General features: G+C 61.2%; 21 protein-coding genes. 3 read left to right on the top strand and 18 right to left on the bottom strand.

What is annotated here, in order from left to right:
• Nucleotides 1–2 precede the first annotated feature (2 nt).
• The 8 genes from phnE to ACW9H9_RS07355 form a co-directional block, all read right to left on the bottom strand.
• Nucleotides 3–785 (bottom strand): phosphonate ABC transporter, permease protein PhnE, encoded by a 783-nt coding sequence (gene phnE / locus ACW9H9_RS07390; RefSeq protein WP_457342502.1) that lies wholly within the window; start codon nucleotides 783–785, stop codon nucleotides 3–5.
• Between the two features lie 91 nt (nucleotides 786–876).
• Entirely contained in the window at nucleotides 877–1,878 is a 1,002-nt protein-coding gene (phnD, locus tag ACW9H9_RS07385) for a phosphonate ABC transporter substrate-binding protein (protein ID WP_457342503.1), read from the bottom strand.
• A gap of 32 nt (nucleotides 1,879–1,910) precedes the next feature.
• Nucleotides 1,911–2,744 carry a phosphonate ABC transporter ATP-binding protein gene (phnC, locus tag ACW9H9_RS07380; protein ID WP_457342504.1) on the bottom strand — a complete coding sequence of 278 codons (834 nt, stop codon included), beginning with the start codon at nucleotides 2,742–2,744 and terminating at the stop codon, nucleotides 1,911–1,913.
• Between the two features lie 137 nt (nucleotides 2,745–2,881).
• Nucleotides 2,882–4,129, bottom strand: coding sequence for an ATP-grasp domain-containing protein (locus ACW9H9_RS07375; protein WP_457342505.1), 1,248 nt, complete (start codon nucleotides 4,127–4,129; stop codon nucleotides 2,882–2,884).
• A complete protein-coding gene (locus ACW9H9_RS07370) occupies nucleotides 4,126–5,046 on the bottom strand; it encodes an EamA/RhaT family transporter (protein ID WP_457342506.1) in 921 nt (306 codons plus the stop codon). Before ACW9H9_RS07370 ends, ACW9H9_RS07375 begins: the two co-directional genes overlap by 4 nt.
• Nucleotides 5,047–5,074: 28 nt before the next feature.
• On the bottom strand, nucleotides 5,075–5,635 hold the full coding sequence (locus tag ACW9H9_RS07365; RefSeq protein ID WP_457342507.1) for an adenine phosphoribosyltransferase: 561 nt from the start codon (nucleotides 5,633–5,635) through the stop codon (nucleotides 5,075–5,077).
• 8 nt (nucleotides 5,636–5,643) lie between these two features.
• Complete coding sequence (locus ACW9H9_RS07360; RefSeq protein ID WP_457342508.1) at nucleotides 5,644–6,585, bottom strand: cysteine synthase family protein; 942 nt, start codon at nucleotides 6,583–6,585, stop codon at nucleotides 5,644–5,646.
• Nucleotides 6,586–6,898: 313 nt separating this feature from the next.
• Complete coding sequence (locus ACW9H9_RS07355; protein WP_457342509.1) at nucleotides 6,899–7,801, bottom strand: LysR family transcriptional regulator; 903 nt, start codon at nucleotides 7,799–7,801, stop codon at nucleotides 6,899–6,901.
• A 111-nt stretch (nucleotides 7,802–7,912) separates the two neighbouring features.
• Here ACW9H9_RS07355 and ACW9H9_RS07350 point away from each other — a divergent pair, with 111 nt between their 5' ends.
• Complete coding sequence (locus tag ACW9H9_RS07350; RefSeq protein WP_457342510.1) at nucleotides 7,913–9,115, top strand: MFS transporter; 1,203 nt, start codon at nucleotides 7,913–7,915, stop codon at nucleotides 9,113–9,115.
• Nucleotides 9,116–9,142: 27 nt separating this feature from the next.
• Here ACW9H9_RS07350 and ACW9H9_RS07345 read toward each other — a convergent pair whose 3' ends face one another.
• The 10 genes from ACW9H9_RS07345 to ccmA form a co-directional block, all read right to left on the bottom strand.
• Nucleotides 9,143–9,532, bottom strand: a complete 390-nt coding sequence (locus ACW9H9_RS07345) for a hypothetical protein (RefSeq protein WP_457342511.1) — start codon at nucleotides 9,530–9,532, stop codon at nucleotides 9,143–9,145.
• Between the two features lie 15 nt (nucleotides 9,533–9,547).
• Nucleotides 9,548–10,741 carry a c-type cytochrome biogenesis protein CcmI gene (gene ccmI, locus ACW9H9_RS07340; protein ID WP_457342512.1) on the bottom strand — a complete coding sequence of 398 codons (1,194 nt, stop codon included), beginning with the start codon at nucleotides 10,739–10,741 and terminating at the stop codon, nucleotides 9,548–9,550.
• Nucleotides 10,734–11,207 (bottom strand): cytochrome c-type biogenesis protein, encoded by a 474-nt coding sequence (locus ACW9H9_RS07335; protein ID WP_457342513.1) that lies wholly within the window; start codon nucleotides 11,205–11,207, stop codon nucleotides 10,734–10,736. The genes ccmI and ACW9H9_RS07335 overlap by 8 nt, the downstream gene beginning before the upstream one ends.
• The gene (locus ACW9H9_RS07330) at nucleotides 11,204–11,740 is read right to left on the bottom strand and encodes a DsbE family thiol:disulfide interchange protein (protein WP_457342514.1); all 537 of its coding nucleotides are present in this window, start codon (nucleotides 11,738–11,740) and stop codon (nucleotides 11,204–11,206) included. Before ACW9H9_RS07330 ends, ACW9H9_RS07335 begins: the two co-directional genes overlap by 4 nt.
• Nucleotides 11,737–13,725, bottom strand: a complete 1,989-nt coding sequence (locus tag ACW9H9_RS07325; RefSeq protein WP_457342515.1) for a heme lyase CcmF/NrfE family subunit — start codon at nucleotides 13,723–13,725, stop codon at nucleotides 11,737–11,739. Before ACW9H9_RS07325 ends, ACW9H9_RS07330 begins: the two co-directional genes overlap by 4 nt.
• A gap of 3 nt (nucleotides 13,726–13,728) precedes the next feature.
• A complete protein-coding gene (gene ccmE, locus ACW9H9_RS07320; protein WP_457342516.1) occupies nucleotides 13,729–14,184 on the bottom strand; it encodes a cytochrome c maturation protein CcmE in 456 nt (151 codons plus the stop codon).
• Nucleotides 14,181–14,357: a heme exporter protein CcmD gene (ccmD, locus tag ACW9H9_RS07315; RefSeq protein WP_457342517.1), complete on the bottom strand. Its 177-nt coding sequence runs from the start codon at nucleotides 14,355–14,357 to the stop codon at nucleotides 14,181–14,183. Before ccmD ends, ccmE begins: the two co-directional genes overlap by 4 nt.
• The gene (gene ccmC, locus ACW9H9_RS07310) at nucleotides 14,354–15,109 is read right to left on the bottom strand and encodes a heme ABC transporter permease CcmC (RefSeq protein ID WP_457342518.1); all 756 of its coding nucleotides are present in this window, start codon (nucleotides 15,107–15,109) and stop codon (nucleotides 14,354–14,356) included. The genes ccmD and ccmC overlap by 4 nt, the downstream gene beginning before the upstream one ends.
• An 89-nt stretch (nucleotides 15,110–15,198) precedes the next feature.
• Nucleotides 15,199–15,867, bottom strand: coding sequence for a heme exporter protein CcmB (gene ccmB, locus ACW9H9_RS07305; protein WP_457342519.1), 669 nt, complete (start codon nucleotides 15,865–15,867; stop codon nucleotides 15,199–15,201).
• Nucleotides 15,864–16,499 carry a cytochrome c biogenesis heme-transporting ATPase CcmA gene (gene ccmA, locus ACW9H9_RS07300; RefSeq protein WP_457342520.1) on the bottom strand — a complete coding sequence of 212 codons (636 nt, stop codon included), beginning with the start codon at nucleotides 16,497–16,499 and terminating at the stop codon, nucleotides 15,864–15,866. The genes ccmB and ccmA overlap by 4 nt, the downstream gene beginning before the upstream one ends.
• Nucleotides 16,500–16,697: 198 nt before the next feature.
• Here ccmA and fliK point away from each other — a divergent pair, with 198 nt between their 5' ends.
• Nucleotides 16,698–18,275 carry a flagellar hook-length control protein FliK gene (gene fliK / locus ACW9H9_RS07295; RefSeq protein WP_457342521.1) on the top strand — a complete coding sequence of 526 codons (1,578 nt, stop codon included), beginning with the start codon at nucleotides 16,698–16,700 and terminating at the stop codon, nucleotides 18,273–18,275.
• On the top strand, nucleotides 18,272–18,601 hold the full coding sequence (locus ACW9H9_RS07290; protein ID WP_457342522.1) for an EscU/YscU/HrcU family type III secretion system export apparatus switch protein: 330 nt from the start codon (nucleotides 18,272–18,274) through the stop codon (nucleotides 18,599–18,601). The genes fliK and ACW9H9_RS07290 overlap by 4 nt, the downstream gene beginning before the upstream one ends.
• The last annotated feature ends 7 nt before the right edge of the window (nucleotides 18,602–18,608 follow it).

The following is an 18,608-nucleotide window of genomic DNA, read 5'->3' as shown; positions in this document are numbered from 1 at the left end:
GATCAGATGAACTGCTTGCGCAGGCGTTGGGAGAACACGTCGATCAGGCTCACCACCACGATGATCACCAGCAGCACCGCGCAGGTCTGGACGAACTGGAAAGCGCGGATGTTTTCCCACAGGATCACGCCGATCCCGCCCGCACCGACCATGCCCACCACGGTGGCAGAGCGGACGTTGGCCTCAAAACGGTAGAGCGCGTAGGACACCCACAGCGGCATCACCTGGGGGATCACGCCGTAGATCACTTCCTGCAAGGCACTGGCGCCGGTGGCCCGTACGCCTTCCACTGGGCCCGGGTCGATGGCTTCGACGGCTTCGGCGAACAGCTTGGCCAGCACCCCGGTGGTGCTGATCCACAAGGCCAGCACCCCGGCAAAAGGCCCCAGGCCCACGGCCACCACAAACAGCATCGCAAACACCATTTCGTTGATGGAGCGAAACGCGTCCATGACCCGGCGCAGCGGCTGGTGCACCCACCACGGCGTGATGTTGTCGGCGCACAGCACGCCCAGCGGCACCGAGCAGACAATCGCCAGCACCGTGCCCCACACGGCGATGTGCACGGTGACGATCATCTCCTTGAGGTACTCGCGCCAGTCGTGGAAGTCGGGCGGGAAAAAGTCGGCGGCGAAGGTCACCATGTTGCCGGAGTCGCGGTACAGCGCCAGCGGGTTCATTTCGGCGCCGTGCCAGGCCCAGGCCAGCATGACGAGAAACAGGCCCCAGCCCAGGTATTGCGGCCAGGTGCGTTTGCCCACGGATTCAGCGTGCAAGGTAGTCATGGATCACTCTCGATCAAAGGTGCAAGGGGCCTGTTGCGGTGGGCGGGCGCGGGGCAAGCCCGCTCACCGCAACAAACCCGCTCGCGGGCGGTCAGCCGTTGGCGGCGGTCTTCTTGTCCAGTTCAGTGATGCGCTGTTGCAACTTGGCCAGGTCGGCGTCGATGTCGGCGATTTTCTTGGCCTTGTCGGCAGCGTCCAGGTGCTCGTCGGCGCTGAGCACGGTGCGTTCCTTGAACAGCTCCAACTGGCGGATCGGCAGCAATTGGTCATCGTTGGACGCGAGGAACTTGCCCTTTTGCAGGGTGGCCAGCACGGCCTTCTCTTCATCGGTGCTGCCATAGCCGAGGATGAAGTCGCGGATCTTGGTTTTGTCGCTGTCGCTCAGCGATTTGCTCCACACCAGTGGGTCGGCCGGGATCATTGGCGACTTCCAGATCACCTTGAGCATGGCGACTTTGTCTGGCTGGGTGACTTGCAGGCGGTCCCAGCTTTCGGTGTTGAAGGTGGCCACGTCCAACTGCCCCTTGGCCACGCTCAGCGCGTTGACTTCATGGCTGGAGTTGAGGGTGCGCTTGAACGCGGTGGTGGCATCGACATGGTTCTTGGCGAACACGTAGTAGCCGGGCACCAGGAAGCCGGACGTGGAGTTCGGGTCACCGTTGCCAAAGGTCATGGCCTTGGCATTTTTGAGCATGTCGTCGACGGTGTTGATCTTGCTGTTCTTGTTCACGATCAACAGGCTCCAGTAACCGGCGTCGCCATTGGCGGCGGTGGTCTGGGCGAAGATCTCGGCGTTGGAACGGTCGACCGCTTCCATCGCGCCCTTGTTGCCCAGCCACGCCACATCGACCTTGTTAAAGCGCATGCCCTGGATCAGGCCGGCGTAGTCGGAGGCGAAGGTGGCGTTGACGTCCAGGCCCGTCTTTTTGTGCATGTCATCCAGGAATGGCTGCCAGATAGCCTTCAGGTTCTGCGACGACTCGGTGGACATGAAGCCGAAGTTGATGGTCTTTTCCGCCGCTTGGGCATTGCCCATCGCGACGCAGGCCAACAGAGCGGCAGACAGAAAAACGTGACCGATACGGTTCAACATGGAAAGGATTCCTGAGGGTCGTTAGTAGGGTTTCAAGCACGGACCAGGGCCAACTGCGCGGGAACGACAGTGGTGCGGGACTGGTCGGAAAACATCAGGCTGGTGTCGAGGTCGGCACCGTACAGGTCGTTGAGGAAGTGGCTGCTGAGGTCACTGCCCCGACCGTCAAAATGAATACGCCCGGCCTTGAGCGCGACGGCGCGCGGGCAATAACGCATGGCGTAATCGACTTGATGCAGGGTCACCACCACGGTCTTGCCGTCGCGGCGGTTGATGTCGGCCAGGATCTCCATGACCTTGCGCGCCGACTCCGGGTCCAGCGAGGCGATGGGCTCATCGGCCAGGATCACTTCGGCGCGCTGGGTCAACGCCCGGGCAATCGCCACGCGTTGCTGCTGGCCGCCGGACAAGGTAGAGGCGCGCTGCCCGGCCAGGTCAGCCAGGCCCACACGGGCGAGGGAGTCGAGGGCGAACTGCTTTTCTTCGGCGTTGAACAGCCCCAGGTTGCCACGCCAGCGCGGCACGCGGCCCAGGCAACCGAGCAGCACGTTGTCGAGCACACTCAGGCGGTTGACCAGGTTGAACTGCTGGAAGATGTAGCCGATGTCTGCCCGCAACCGCCGCACCTGGCCGTTCAACCGCCCACTGGCCTGCACCTCCCGCCCCAACACCTTGACGCTGCCGCCGTTGTTCTTGTCGCAACAGGCCAGGCCCGCGAGGTGGCGCAACAGGGTGGATTTGCCGGAGCCGGAGGCGCCGATCAGCGCGACCATCTCACCCGAACCAATGGACAGTTCGAGGTTGACCAGTGCGGACTTCTTCGCAAAGGTCTTGTTCAGGTGATCGACATGAATAGCGGTAGTCATGGGCTTCTCTGTCTGGTTGAGCCGCCCTCCTTGGCTGCATTTGATTTCAACAGACAGTAGGCGCGGGTCGTGTCAGCCCTATGACTTGGATGTGACGGGAGAACAACTGTTTGGTTAAGGTTTGGTGACAGGTTGGGTTAACGCAATTGCAGGTAAATGCGCTGCGCCTCAAGCTCGCGGATCTGCTGATAATCCAGGGCGAGCACCTCGGGATCGGCATGCACCAGATACACCGTGCCGGGTTGGCTGAACACATCTTGCGTGGCGGCGATGGGTTGACCGTCCTTGACGTAAAACACCGCTTCAAAAAACGACTCAAGCTTTAATAGCTCGCTCAGGAACAGGGTTTTATTGAAGTAGCCGTCGCAACGGTTGATCAAGCAAACGTTGTAGCTGTGTTGCAAGAGCCGATAGTCGAATGCTTGAAAGCACTGCCTGAACCTGTCGGGATGGGTGATGGATAACACCACGGCATCAATCTGCCCCAGCCCCGTGGTTTGCCGGGACACTTGTGGCCTCAGAATGCCGTCGGTGCGTGCGGCGATTTCAACCAGCTTCGGGCCGTCTGGCGTCAGCATGACTTCTGCATGACTGGGACCGTTCCGGATGCCAAGGCTGCGGACCACTTGGCGTGTGTATTCCACCAGGACCGGGTATTGCGGCGCGTGCGGGCCGACCAATTCGTCGAGGTCGTACACAATACCGCCCTCTGGCAGGCGTTGTTTTTGATACCTCACGACCTCAGTGACAAGCTGCTCCCCGTTCAGGGAAACCATGTTGACCACGTACTCAACACCCGCCAGATACTCCTGAATCAGCACCTGATGGTTGTAGAGGTTCAGCCGGTTGCGCGCCCCCAGCAATTGGCCGACGGCGGCTTCACAGGCCTGCAAGTCGTCACAAATATAAACACCATCGGCGCCTGCACTCGCGAGCGGCTTTATGACCACCGGGAACTGACCGTGGCGGGTGATCCATGCCCGCGCACTGTCCCAGGAGTCCGCAACGGCTTGTCGCGCAGCCGGTAAGCCGGCCTGGGTGATGCACTCGATCATGTCGAACTTGTTTCGACGGGCGTTGGATTGATCAAACACATTGCAATAGGGCAACTGGAGTTGCTCGTTTATCTGGTCCGCCAGGAGCACACCGGTTTCAGCGCCTGCCATGACAACATGCGGTTTGAAACGCGCGACGCAACTGAGCGTCGCCTCCACATCGCCATTGACTAAAAGATGCTCGTAAAGGCTGTAGTCGAAACCGGCATAGTAGTAACTGTCCAGCGTATTCGACGAGGCGATATGCATGAGCATGCAGCCCTCCTCATACAACTTTTTGGCGACAAACTTTCCGGATGAAAAACCGTCAACTATCACGACTCGGATCATGGGGTCACACTCCTTTGGGCATACAGGATGCCCAGCGCACGCGCACTGAGTAACAAGACAATGAGGCTGACCGCGACGACACTGGCCACTGAAAACTCAACGCGGGCGTCCAAGTATTGAAGTAGAAGCACAAACACCGGGAGCGTGAGCAAGACCAGCGATACGTGCAAAGGCGACAGGTAATAGATGGTTTTCTGGATCAGATAAATCGGTAACAAATGCCCGAATACCACCAGCATCGACACCGGTAAAACCAACTGCCGCTCAAGCGAAAACCCCACGCCCGTTACAGACAGGCCCACCACGCACACCCCAATCATGGCCACGTTTCTGACGGCGAGGATTTCGTAAATAGCCCACTCGCGCGCAAACATCTTTTTCGAGAACACCGTGTACATGACCGTGCCGAACGCGCACACCATGACACTGGCAATGCCCAGCAATCGTTGGCCTGAAGTGGTGGTGGAAATACCACTTTCGCCGGTAAAGGAATTGATCAACATGATGCCCATGCACACCAGCACCAGGGCGGACACCACGACGTCCGCCCGCACCGCCTTGGCGCTGCGTTTATCAAACAGCGAAAGAAACAACGTGAGCGCCGGGCCGCAGGCGACGGAGGCAATACCGACCACGGCGGGCTCAAGGTAGCGCAAGGCGTAAAACAGACCTCCCCAGTTGAGGAGGACGGCGAGGTTGACGATGGCCACCAAACGCCAATCACCATACAGTTTTGAATACAGCGAAACGGCGCCCCGACACAGCGCGCAGATTAAAAAAAACAACGCCGACGCTATAAAACAGTAAAAAACGACCAGTAGCGTACTGAGCGTCTGTGTCACAAACGCGACGTAAACATCAAAAGCTGCACTGATCAAACAAAACAACAAACCCAGCGCTATACCGACTCGTCCCATCAGCCTATTCACTCCATAAATTCTTGACTTACAGCACCTTAACCCCTTCCTCATCCACTGCTATCTTCATGATTACTTTAACCTCGATACCGGTTTTGCTTTTAACATTTAAAGATCCGTTATTTCCCACTTTCTCCACGGCACAGACAACATCAAACACCTCGCCGCCTCCGGCTCTGACGGCCTCAACGAGCGCCACCACGGCACCTCCTGTACTTAATGTATCGTCGATAATCGCTACCCGATCACCCGCGTCAATACCATTCAGATAAAGTCTGCCATCGAAGTACTCAGACTTAAGATCAACCCATAACTCATTGACACCGTCCAGACTGTACGGATACCACCTGGCTATCGCCATCGGAATGCCGGTCAACAACGAAACGGTCGTAGCAAGCGCTGTTCCCTTATCTTCTTCAGTCACAATTTTATTGACACTCAGGTCCATCACCCTGACTATTTTTTGTGCCACTTCAATCAGTACTTCTGGCCGCAAGGCAGGCAGTTGGTCAGTGAACTCATTTACCGTGGTTAACGCTCGCCCCGAGTTAACAACTTTTGCGCGCCTGTAAATCTCTTCAAGTAACATTTTTCACCTCACATGTAATCTGGATAAACACCGTTCCAACGACTCTGATACTTCCACGAACTGTCAAAAAAAAGAGTGACTATATTTTTATTTTTAACGGCCAGACTAATCGCGTCACATACCATCAAATTTGCACCACAGGTCGGTCCAATCGGAAAATTCGTTTCTGCAATAAACCGCTTCATCCTCGCCCAAGCGTCATGCCCGTCGACAACCCGGACCTCATCTATAAGCGCTGAAACCGTGTTGACTGACAATACACCTGCCCCCAGCCCCATCAAATTATGCGGGCGATGTTCAAAGCTCAGCTGATTTCTTAATGAATAAAGAGGGGCGGAACTGTCCACTTCAATCCCCACGGTGCGTATATGGCTGTAGGCCCGTTTCATCACCTGCGCGATGCCCGAAAATGTTCCACCCGTACCTATCGAACACACAAAATAATCCGGAACCACGTTTTGAAGTTTCAACGCCTTGACGATTTCTTCACCACAAGCATGCCAAGCCTCTTTATTCAGCAACGTATTTGACTGGTCCAAAAAATAGTGTTTCCCCTTCAGATTTTCCGCACTGTATCGTTGCGCCCTGAGCATTGCACCGGACAAAAATTCTTCTTTGGGTGTCTCGATAATCTCGGCACCAAAAGAAAAAATTTGCTCTTTCCTCTCCTGAGTCATTCCTTCAGGCATAAATATCTTCACCGCATAACCTTTTAACCGACCTATCCACGCCAGCGCAGCACCTCCATTCCCCGTAGAACAGTCTATTAATGTCATACCCGGCACAATGAGACCTGCCTTCTCGAGCGTGTTTATAATATGCAAATACGTTCTATCTTTATGACTTCCTGTCGGATTTAAAAACTCACACTTTGAAAAAAACCTATTCCCATTTACGGACAGCTCATCGATCTCTGAAAAAGGTGTATTACCAATATCTGTCAATTTCATTCCGCTCCCCTTTCACCGCCCCTACAGAACGTTCAAACGCTAACAGATTAGTTCCAGAACAAATAGCTAACCAAACGGACAGGTACGCCCATCTCCCTGTAAGAATTTTTCCAGGAATCTGCATGTAAGAACTTTCCGCAATTCACAGCCAACTCCGTAACGCACGCCAACTTCATGCCAAGAAACTTATTGCACTCAAGTCGTTTTATTTTTCCGTCGTTACTGACCGCCATCGCTCTTCGCCACCACGGCCTGCTGAACAGCGGGCAAGCCCGCCGCCTTCGGGGAGTTGAGGTGGGCTGCTGATCTCGCCTTACGGCGTATCAGCCATCCGCTCCCGCAACCGTGGTGTAGCGAAGTCCAGAAACGCGCGCACTTTCAACGGCAATGGCAACTGCCCCTTATGCACCAGGTGGATGGGCAGTGCCGACGACTCGAAGGCGTCAAGCACGACCGTCAACGCGTCGTCACGCAGGGCTTGCGCCACTTGGTAGGACAACACCCGAATCACGCCCACGCCCTGCATCGCCGCGGCGATGGCCGCTTCTGCGGTGTTGACCGATAACCGCGAATGCACCGGCACTGATTGCGCCGATCGACCGTCGCCAAACGCCCAGGCACCTGCCGAGGCGAGTACGTCGAAGGTGATGCAGTCATGTCCGGCCAGGTGTTGCGGGGCCTGGGGGACGCCGCGCTCGGCCAGGTAACCGGGGCTGGCACACACCACCCGTCGTACGGTGCCCACTGGCACGGCTTTTAAGGTGCTGTCGGGCAGTTCACCGATGCGCACGGCCACGTCGCACGCTTCGTCCATCAGGTGCACCACGCGGTCGGTGAGTATCAGGTTGATGTCGATCTCGGGGTAATGCGCGAGGAACCGGGCCACCACTGGCACTACGTGCAAGCGTCCGAAGACCACCGGGGCGGTGACGATCAACTCGCCCTTGGGCGCGGCATATTCGCCGGTGGCGGCGCGTTCGGCCTCGTCGATGTCTTCAAGGATGCGTTTGCAGGCGGCCAGGTAGGCGCCGCCCGCGTCGGTCAGGGACAGCTGCCGCGTGGTGCGGTGCAGCAGGCGGGTGTTCAGGTGTGTTTCGAGTTCGGCCACTTTGCGGCTGACGGTGGCCAGTGGCATGCCTAGGTGACGGGCAGCCGCCGAGAGGCTGCCCGCCTCGACCACTGCGATAAACACGGACATGGCGTCGAGACGGTTCAAGGCGCTCTACCATTTTTTGGGAGGATGATTCCCGATCCTAGGGGATTATCAGCATAAACGCGAATTTGTAAGGTTGCCACTCATTCACCTGGAACCCTCAAGGAGCCTGCCGTGAGCAGCCTATCCGCAACCTCCCAGAGCCCCACCGCCTCGCGCAGCAAGATCATGATGATGGCGGTGATCGCTGGCGCGGTGATTACCAATATTTACTGCACCCAGCCGATTCTGCCGCTGATCGCGTCGGACATGGCGGTGGACCTCACCACCGTGGACCTGGTGGCCGGCTCGGCCTTGCTCGGGTTTGCCACCGGGCTTGCGTTGCTGTTGCCCCTGGGGGACCGGTTCGACCGGCGCAAGCTGGTGCTCGGGCAGATTGCCCTGGCATTGGTGTTTGCCCTGGCCGCCGCGTGTTCGCCGACGATCTGGGCGCTGATCGGCGCGTCATTTGGCCTGGGCATCGTCAGTTGCGTGCCCCAGCAACTGGTGCCGTTTGCCGCCGTGATGTCCCCGCCCAGCGAGCGCGGGCGCAATGTGGGGACCGTGGTCAGCGGGATCATGGTCGGGATTTTGCTCGGCCGAACCATCGCCGGTGTGATCGGTGAAACCTACGGCTGGCGAGCGGTGTATGGCGTGGAGGCGGCCTTTATGGTGCCGGTGTGGCTGGCGGCGGCGAAGTTGCTGCCCCAAGGCGTGCCGAGCAGCCAGTTGTCCTACCCTCGCCTGCTGGCGTCGTTATGGCCGTTGATGCGCGACAACAGTCCCATCCGCCAATCGATGCTGGTGCAGGGGTTGTTGTGGGCGTGTTTCAACGCGTTCTGGGTCAACCTGGCGGCGTTGCTGGCACACGGGCCTTGGCAGCTGGGTAGCGCCTGGGCTGGAGGGTTCGGCATTATCGGCGCCGCCGGTGCGTTTGCCGCGTCCCTGGGCGGGCGCGCATCCGACAAGCGCGGGCCGCGGGCGGTGGTTGGGGCGAGTATCGGGATTGTGACCCTTGCGTACCTGCTGCTGGCCGGGGCACAGACGTCGTTGATCTTGCTGATACTGGGCGTGATTGTGCTGGATATCGGTGTGCAGTCGGGGCTGGTGTCCAACCAGACACGGGCCTTTGCGGTAGACCCCAAGGCTCAAGGGCGGATTAACAGCCTGTACATGACCGCGACGTTTTTTGGCGGGGCGGTGGGCGCGGTGATCAGCGGGTGGCTGATGACGCGTTATGGCTGGTCGGGGATTGTCGTGTTCGGCGTCGTGCTGGGGGGCATCGCGGGGGTCATCCACCGCATCGGCGCTCCCCGCCCGGCGGGCGCGGCGGCTTGAATCTCAGGCCGCCTGCACGTCAAACGGTCATTGGGCGTATTGCTTGCTCAAGCCCGGCGGTACGCCATGCACGCTGGTGTCTTCCCACGGCCCGTTCGGGCTGATGGAACGGCTCCAGCCGTTGCTCCAGCGGTAATAGGTGCGTTGGCGGTAGAACGTATCGGGTTGTTCATCGAGTACATACACCTGCATCCGCCCGTCCCAATGGCTGGCCGCGCCGGGAGGCGGAGCAAAGGTGGCAGACGTGCTGGGCGCCGCCTTGGCCGGGGCGGTGGCCGGGGGTTGCGCGCCGCCGGGCTGGGTCGCCGGGCCGGACGGCGGGATGGTGGGGCCAGTGGGTGCAGGAGGCCGGTGGACCGCACAAGCACTCAACCCCAGGACCAGGCTGAGCAGGGTGATACGTGCGAGAGCGGTCATGGCGTTTCCTCGAAATTATTGATCCGGACTGTCGATGGTCAGCGACTGCAACGCAGTGGTGCTGCTGGCCAGCGGTTGGCTGCGGCCGATCCACTCGCCAGCGGTCGGTTGACCGGCGCGGGAGATGCGCGCAACCAGTTGGACTTCGGGAAAACCGGACAGTTTCAACTGCGGCATCATCGCGTCGGCATCCCCCAGTTCGACAGTCACCGGCAGGTCGGCGACGGTCACGCGCTTGACCGCCAAGGGCGCGGGCGGGCCTTTTATCGCACGGGCAAAGATGAAGACGCTGTCACCCGGCTGGGCCTTGGCCTTGACCTCGGCAGACAATGCCACCCGCACTTTGAGCAGCGCGTTGGCCGGGGCCTGAGCCACGGTGGCGCCGCGCTCCTTGAGCTTTTCTGTCGCGCGGTCGATGCCGCCTTGCAGCGCCGCGCGGGAGCTGTCGTCCGGTGGCAATTGCGCCAGCAGGCGGTTCCAGTAGTCGATGGCTTGCGCGTAGCGCTCGCCCTCAAAGGCGGCGATGCCCAGCAGGCCCAGGCTGGTGACTTCCTTGGGGTCCAGCTTCAGGGCTTCGTCGGTGAGCGCCTGGATCTCAGGCGACCACTTTTTGTTGGCGGCAAAGTACTGCGCCTGGGCCCACTGCCCGAGCAACTCGGGTTGACGCCCGGCCAGGGCCACGGTGCGCTCGAAGATTTTCGCCGCGTCGGCCGAGCGGTCCTGCGCCATGTACGCGCGCGCCAGGAAGTACAGGCCTTCTGCGGAGTCTGGCTGGGCGGCGGCGGCGCGTTCCAGGCGCTGGGTCATGTCTTCCATCGACACCGGTGGCTGGGCGAATTCGCGGGTCAGTTCCACCTTGTCGCTGGCGCCAAAATGCAGGTAAAGCGCCACGCCCAACACCGGCACCAACACCGCCGCCAGCAAGGGCAATGGCCGGCCCAGGCGGGACTCGCGCAGGGGGGCCGCGCCTTCGGTGTCGGCCAGCAGTTCTCGGGCCGCTTCGGCGCGGCCGCTGTCCAGTTGCGCGGCGTCCAGCACGCCTTCGGCCTGCTGGTTTTGCAGCTCGGCGACGCGCTCCTGGTACAGCGCCACGTTCAACGCGGTGCGGTCTTCTTCACGTTGGGCGCGGCGGCCACGCAGCACGGGGATCAACAGGAAACTCAGGGCGATCAGGAGCAGCAAGCCTGCTGCGAGCCAGAAATCAATCATCGGTTTTTTTGTCCAGCAATTGGTCGAGGCGTTGACGCTCGTCAACGGAGAGCGCGGGCGAACCGTCGGCAGCGGCCACGCGGCGACGGCGCACGATCACCGCCATCACACCGATGCCTGCCAGCAGCAAGGCGCCGGGGCCGAACCAGAGCAAGGCGGTCTTGCCGGTGAGCGCGGGCTTGTAGCGCACGAAGTCACCGTAGCGGTCGACCATGAAGTCGACGATTTGCTGATCGTCCTTGCCTTCCCCCAGCATGCGAAAAATCTCTTTGCGCAGGTCCGCCGCGATCGGCGAGTTGGAGTCGGCGATGTCCTGGTTCTGGCACTTGGGGCAGCGCAGCTCTTGGGTGAGGTCGCGAAAACGCTGGCGCTCGGCGTCGTTGGCAAATTCATAAGTGTCGATGGCGGCATGGGCGACGCTGGCCAGGCCCAGGGCCAGCACCGCAGCGGTCAACAGGCGCTTCATGGCTTGGCCTCGTCGACCAGCGCCTGGTACTTGGCGGCCAGTTGCTCACGCCAGACCACTTCGTCGATCACCCCCACGTATTTGTCGCGGATCACCCCCTTGGCGTCGATAAAGAAGGTTTCGGGGGCGCCGTACACGCCCAGGTTCAGGCCGAGGTTGCCGTCTTCGTCACGAATATCGAGCTGGTAGGGGTTGTGAAATTCCGTCAGCCATTTCAAGGCGGCGGCGTTGTCGTCCTTGTAGTTGATGCCGTAGATGACCACGCCCTTCTCGGCCAATTTGTTCAGCACCGGGTGTTCCACGCGACAGGAAATGCACCAGGTGCCCCATACGTTGACCAGCGCCGGTTTGCCCAACAGATCCGCCCGGGTCAGGGTTTTGTCGCCCTGCACGCTTGGCAGGGAAAACGCCGGGAAGGGTTTGCCGATCAGCGCCGAGGGCAGCTCGGCCGGGTCCAGGTACAGGCCGCGGTACAAAAACACCGCCACCACCAGAAACAACGCCAAGGGCACCACCATCAACCAACGCTTCATACTGCCGCTCCCTGCAGGCCGAGCGTTTCGCGCACACGGCTTTTGACTTTGACGCGATAACGCCGGTCCAGCGCCGCCAGCAAACCACCCGCCCCGGTGAGCAGGCCGCCAAACCAGATCCAGCGCACGAACGGTTTGACGTGTACCCGCACGGCCCAGGCGCCATTACCCAACGGCTCGCCCAGGGCGACGTAGAGGTCACGGGTGAACCCTGCGTCGATCCCGGCTTCGGTCATCATCGAACTCTGCACGGTGTACAGGCGTTTTTCGGGGTGCAGCACGGCCACTTCCTGGCCGTTGCGCACCACACGGACGGTGCCTTTGTCGGAGGTGAAGTTGGGGCCTTCGACATGCGTGGCGCCCTCGAAGACAAAGTGATAACCGGCCAGGTCCATGGACTCGCCCGGCGCCAGGCGCAAGTCACGCTCGGCGCTGTTCTGGCTGGACAACACCACGCCCAGCGCACACACGGCAATGCCCAGGTGGGCCAGTTGCATGCCCCAATAACTGCGGGTCAGGCTCGGCAACCCCTTGAGCAGGCCTTTGTGGCGGGTCTTGTCGAAAATATCCCGCACACCGGCCAGCAACACCCAGGCGGCGAGCAGGAAGGTGGCGAGCACGGCCCAGTTGAAATCGCCGTAGGCAACCCCTGCGATCACCGCCAGGGCCACGCTGCCGAGCAACACCGGCGTGAGCATGCTCACCAGCCATTTCACCGGGGTGTCTTTCCAGCGCACCAGCACGCCCACCGCCATCACCACCATCAACAAGCCCATCAGCGGAATGAACAAGGCGTTGAAATACGGCGGCCCCACCGACAGCTTGGCGCCGCTCAGCGCATCCAGCACCAGCGGGTACAGCGTGCCGAGCAGGATCATCGACGCGGCCACCACCAGCACCAGGTTGTTGCCCAGCAACAGGGTTTCCCGCGACCACAGGTTAAAGCCCACGTGGCTCTTGACCACTGGCGCACGCAGGGCGAACAGGGTCAGGGAGCCGCCGACCACAAACAGCAGGAAGATCAGGATGAACACGCCGCGCTCGGGGTCGGACGCAAACGCGTGCACGGAGGTCAGCACGCCCGAGCGCACCAGGAACGTACCGAGCAGGCTGAGGGAAAACGCGGCGATGGCCAGCAGTACGGTCCAGCTTTTGAACACGCCGCGTTTTTCGGTCACGGCCAGCGAGTGGATCAGCGCCGTGCCCACCAGCCAGGGCATAAAGGAGGCGTTTTCCACCGGGTCCCAGAACCACCAGCCGCCCCAGCCCAGTTCGTAGTAGGCCCACCAGGAACCCAGGGTGATCCCGATGCCGAGGAACGCCCACGCAACGATGGTCCATGGCCGCGACCAGCGTGCCCACGCCGCATCCAGTCGCCCGCCCAGCAAGGCGGCGATGGCGAAGGCAAAGGCCACGGAAAAGCCGACATACCCCATGTAGAGCATCGGCGGGTGCACGATCAGGCCGATGTCTTGCAGCAGCGGGTTGAGGTCGTGCCCGTCGACGGGGATCTGCGGCAGGATGCGGGTGAAGGGGTTGGAGGTCATGATCAGAAACAGCAAAAAGCCGATGCTGATCATGCCCATCACCGCCAGCACCCGGGCCAGCATGACCTGCGGCAATTGCCGGGAAAACACCGACACGGCAAAGGTCCAGCCGCCGAGGATCAAGGCCCACAGCAGCAATGAACCTTCGTGCGCCCCCCATACGGCACTGAACTTGTAGTACCAGGGCAGCGCGGTGTTGGAGTTATTGGCGACATAGGCGACGGAAAAGTCGTCGGTCATGAACGCGTAAGTCAGGCAGCCAAAGGCGAACACCAAAAACGCAAACTGGCCCCAGGCGGCCGGCTGCGCAAGGCTCATCCACAAGCGGTCGCCACGCCAGGCGCCCAGCAACGGGACCACCGCCTGGATCACCGCAAAGCACAGGGCGAGGATCATCGCCAAGTGGCCCAACTCCGGAATAAACAGTGAGGCATTCATGGCTTAGCCCTCCTTGGCCGGTGCGGGGGCCGACTGGCCACTGTCTTTGAGCGCCTTGGTGACTTCCGGCGGCATGTATTTTTCATCGTGCTTGGCCAGCACTTCATCGGCCACCACCACGCCGTCGGCGTTGAGTTTGCCAAGGGCGACGATGCCCTGCCCTTCGCGGAACAGGTCCGGGAGGATGCCGCGGTAGGTGATGGTCACGGACTTGTTGAAGTCGGTGACCACGAACGTCACGTCCAGCGAGTCGGAGGAGCGCTTGAGCGAGCCCTTCTCGACCATGCCACCCGCGCGGATGCGGGTGTCATGCGGCGCTTCGCCGTTGGCGATCTGGGTCGGGGTGTAGAACAGGTTGATGTTCTGTTGCAGCGCGCTCAAGGCCAGGGCCACGGCAATGCCGACACCGGCCAGGATGGCCAGGATGATCAACAGACGCTTTCTACGCAGCGCATTCACTTTTCAGTCTCCCGGCGCAGACGACGCGCCTCTTGTTGCAGGTAACGCTTGCGGGCCAGCATCGGCGCGGCGACGTTGATTGCCAGCACCGCCAGGCAGAGGCCATAGGCGGTCCAGACATAGAGGCCGTGATGGCCCATGGCGAGAAACTCGCTGAACGAGGAAAAGCTCATCCACGGCCCTCCAACAGGCTTTGCACATGGGCCTTGGCCCAACTGGCGCGGGCTTCGCGCTTGAGCACTTCAAGGCGCATGCGCATTAAAAGTACCGCGCCGAAAAAGCAGTAGAACCCCAGCACCATCAGCAACAGCGGCGCCCACATTTCCACGGGCATTGCCGGTTTTTCGGTGAGGGTGAACGTGGCGCCCTGGTGCAGGGTGTTCCACCACTGCACCGAGTACTTGATGATCGGAATGTTGATGACGCCCACAATCGCCAGCACCGCGCAGGCCTTGGCCGCGCTGTCGCGGTTGCTGATGGCATTGCCCAGGGCGATCAGGCCGAAGTACAGGAACAAAAGGATCAGCATCGAGGTGAGCCGCGCATCCCACACCCACCATGAACCCCAGGTGGGCTTGCCCCAGATGGCCCCGGTGGCCAGCGCCACGGCGGTCATCCAGGCGCCCACTGGCGCGGCGCATTGCAGGGCCACGTCCGCCAGTTTCATCTTCCACACCAGGCCCACGATGCCGCACACGGCCAGCATCACGTAGCAGGACTGGGCCAGCAGGGCGGCGGGCACGTGGAGGTAGATGATGCGAAAGCTGTTGCCTTGCTGGTAGTCCGGCGGTGCAAACGCCAGGCCCCAGACCAGGCCGGTGCCAATCAGCAGCGCAGCGGCGACGCTCAACCAGGGCAGCAGTTTGCCACTGATGCCAAAGAACCATTTGGGCGAGCCGAGCTTGTGAAACCAGGTCCAGTTCATTGCTGTTTCCATCACGGTGCTTTTCGTCAGGGCGAAAAGCTTAGGGTCTTTACTGATCAAGACAACGCTTGATCAGACCTCGTTATTCATTATTCGCCAACGCTGATCTTGAGGCCGGCGGCAATAGCAAAGGGTGTCAGGGTGACCGCCAGGGCGGTCAGGCTCGCCAGCCACAGCAGGTAGCCGGTGGCGGGCAGGCCTTCAAGCGCGGCGTGCAACGCGCCGCTGCCCAGGATCAACACCGGAATATACAAAGGCAGAATCAACAGGGCCAGCAGCAACCCGCCACGCTTGAGGCCGACGGTCAAGGCCGCGCCCACCGCGCCCAGCAGGCTCAGGACCGGCGTGCCCAACAACAATGACAGGAGCAACACCGGCAGGCAGGCCACCGGCAACCCCAGCATCATCGCCAGCAGCGGCGACAGCAGCACCAGCGCAAGGCCGGAAAACACCCAGTGTGCCAGCACTTTGGCCAGCACCAGAAGCGCCAGGGGGTGCGGCGAAAGGACCCACTGTTCGAGGGAGCCGTCTTCAAAATCACTGCGAAACAGCCCGTCCAGCGAGAGCAGCACGGACAATAGCGCCGCCACCCAGACCAGTCCCGGAGACAAGGTTTGCAACAGTTTTGTCTCAGGCCCCACCGCCAGCGGGAACAGCGCAATCACCATTGCAAAAAACACCAGCGGGTTGGCCAACTCGGCCGGGCGGCGGCACAGCAGGCGGGCTTCGCGGGCGAGCAGCAGGGCGAACACACTCATGCCGACCACCGGCCCAGGTCCAGTTCGCGGTAACCGGCGGGTACGCGGGCCAGGGTGTGGTGGGTGGTGAGCACCACCGTGCCGCCCGCTTCGCAATGCTCGGCCAGGTGCGCTTCCAATTGGGCCACGCCTTGTTTATCGAGGGCGGTGAAGGGTTCGTCGAGAATCCACAGCAGCGGGCCATCCAGGTACAAACGGGCCAGGGCCACGCGGCGCTGCTGGCCGGCAGACAGGGTGTGACAAGGGACGTCTTCAAACCCCTTGAGGCCGACCGTGGCCAAGGCTTGCCAGATGGCGTCACGGCGGGCCGGGTGATGCAGGGCGCCGAGCCAACTGAGGTTTTCTTCGGGGGTCAGCAGGTCTTTGATGCCCGCAGCGTGGCCGATCCAGGTCAGGGTGCGGGCCAGTTCCGTGCGCTGCTCTTGCAAGGGCTTGCCGTTGAGCAACACCTGCCCCGCCGTGGGCTGCATCAAGCCGGCCAACAGGCGTAGCAGGCTGGTCTTGCCGCTGCCGTTGGGGCCGCTGACTTGCACCATGTCGCCGCTGGCCAGACGCAATTGGAGGTGTTGGAACAGCATCCGCAGGTCACGTTCACAGGCGAGCGCTACGGCTTCAAGAAGAGGGCTGGTCAAGAGATCGCGGGCCTTTACAGTTCAAGTCGGCGGTAAAGCTGCCGTTAAAGAGAGACAGCATAGATGCTTTGACGGCCTGTTTTAGAGAGCTGGATCAACTAGTTGTAAGATTTTTACCGCTCTCGTTGAAGACGGGCGGCATTATACATGCGATCCCCTACGCTAAAGAGGGCAATTTCCCCTGAGACGGCGCGCACGATGACCGGTGACATCACTCTTCCGCCCCTACCTCCCGCCCCGGCGGCCGGGCCCAGCCCTGCCCCGCCGGTGGGTGAGCTGCTGAAACTGCTGGAGCCCCAGACCGGGCTGATCGACCCCGGCAAAACCGTGAACGCCGAAGTGCTGGCGCTTAAACAGGGCGGCGATGTGTTTCAGCTGTTGCTCAAGTTGACGCTGGACAGCGGCCAGCAAACTTTGGTGCAGGCCAGCAGTAACCAGCCCCTGCCGCTGGGCAGCAATGTGGCGGTGAGCCAGACGCCGTCGGGCAACCTGGCCATCACGTTGCAACAGGCGCTGAGTGCCAGCGTCGCCGCGCTGACCCGCATCGACACCACCCAACTGCCCGTGGGCACGCTGTTGCAAGGCAAGGTGCTGACCACCCAGACACTGCCCCAGGGCACCAGCCAACCGGCGATTTATCGCTCGCTGGTCAGCGTGTTCAACAGCGCCCTCAGCGGCGCGACCCTGACGGTGGAAAGCCCGCAACCGCTGCGCGTCGGCAGTTTGCTGAGCGCGGTGGTGCAAAATGCACAGACCTTGAATTTTGTGCCGCTGAGCGGTCGCCAAGACCAACTGGCCATCGCGCAGCAGTTGTCCACCCAGCAAAGTCGCCAGGGCTCGCTGGATGTTGTATTCACCGCCCTGCAAAACCTGCCACCTGGCGACAGCACTTCTGCCGACCTGCGCGCCGCGGCCGAGCGCCTGCTGTCGGGCCTGCCGGACCTGGCGCAACTGACGACGCCCAAGGGCGTGGCGCAAGCGCTGCTCAGCAGCGGCATATTGCTTGAAACCAAATTGCTGGCGGGGCAAAACCCGCAGATTCCGCCGCTGGACATGAAAGGCGCACTGCTGCGCCTAGTGGCAGACCTGCTGCCAGCGCTGCCTGCGGGCACCAATTTGAACGCAATCCTGGCCGCCAACACCCTGGCCCAAGTGCTGCCCAGCTTTGTACGCAGCCCCCTGGGCACCCTCGGCCAGATCGGTGCCCGGCAGACGCCCGCGGGCTTTCCGCTGCCGGAGCGGTTGATGCAACGCCTGGAGGGTGAAAGCAGCCTGGAAAACCTGTTGCGCCTGGCGGCCGGGGCCATTTCCCGCTTGCAAAGCCATCAGCTTTCGAGCCTGGAACAAACCGGCACCACCGCCGATGGCCGGGTACTCACCACTTGGCAACTGGAAATGCCCCTGCGCACCCTGCAAGACATCGTGCCGTTGCAGGTCAAGTTCCAACGCGAGGAGCCGGCGCCAGATAAAGACACGCCCGAGCGCAAGGCCAACAAAGACCCCAAGCAGATGCTGTGGCGTGTGGAACTGGCGTTTGACCTAGAGCCGCTGGGCCCTTTGCAAGTCCAGGCGCAGTTGACCCAGGGCAAGCTGTCCAGCCAGTTGTGGGCCAGCCGCCCCTACACCGCCAGCCTGATCGAAAGCCATTTGGGCAGCCTGCGCGAACGCCTGGTGGCCTCCGGTATCAATGTCGGCGACCTGGACTGCCACCTGGGCACCCCGCCACGCGGGCCGAAAACCGGGCTTGAACAACGCTGGGTGGATGAAACCGCATGAAAAACGCCCACCCGCCACGCCAGGCCATCGCCCTCAAATACGACGGCCAACAGGCCCCCACCCTGACCGCCAAGGGCGACGATGCCCTGGCCGAGGCCATTTTGAAACTGGCCCGGGAAAATGAAGTACCGATCTACGAAAACGCCGAATTGGTCAAACTGCTCGCACGCCTGGAGTTGGGGGACAGCATCCCCGAGGAGCTGTACCGCACGGTGGCCGAGATTATCGCGTTTGCGTGGACATTGAAGGGCAAGTTCCCGGTGGGGTATGACCCCGACGCGCCGCCGGAGGAGCGGGATGTGACCGAGCGCGGGGACGACTATTAGCCGTTGA

The organism is Pseudomonas sp. SDO5215_S409 (assembly GCF_054071325.1).
This window is presented reverse-complemented; position numbering and strand designations above follow the sequence as displayed.